The sequence below is a fragment of the Pollutimonas rozaliensis genome, assembly GCF_048751585.1.
GTDB lineage: Bacteria > Pseudomonadota > Gammaproteobacteria > Burkholderiales > Burkholderiaceae_B.
The window spans coordinates 1-292 of the sequence record NZ_JAZHOB010000047.1 but is presented as its reverse complement, the minus strand read 5'-3'; the positions used below and the strand labels follow the sequence as shown (position 1 = coordinate 292).

Below are 292 nucleotides of genomic sequence, written 5' to 3'. Positions count from 1 at the left end.
ATCAGCGGCACAGCGGCTTCGGCGCGTTGGCGCTGGGTTTGTTGTGGGACATGGTGCAGGCGAATATTTTTTAATAAGCAATCATAAGGAGGTTTTATGAACATTCTGATTATCGGCGCCAACGGCCGCGTCGGCTCTCAATTGGCGCAAATATTGGCCGAGCAAGGGCATATTGTGCACGCTGCCGCCCGCCGCACAAGCCCGGATTGGGCGCACGAAAATATCCGCCATCAAGCGCTCGACCTCACCGCGCCGCTGGCCGACATCAGCCAAATTGTTGCCGCCATCCGCC

General features: G+C 57.5%; 1 protein-coding gene. It reads left to right on the top strand.

Features of this window, described 5'->3' with window-relative positions:
• Positions 1–96: 96 nt before the first annotated feature.
• Positions 97–292: NAD-dependent epimerase/dehydratase family protein (locus V0R37_RS21905; RefSeq protein WP_420376532.1), on the top strand; the 196-nt coding region annotated here is incomplete at its 3' end.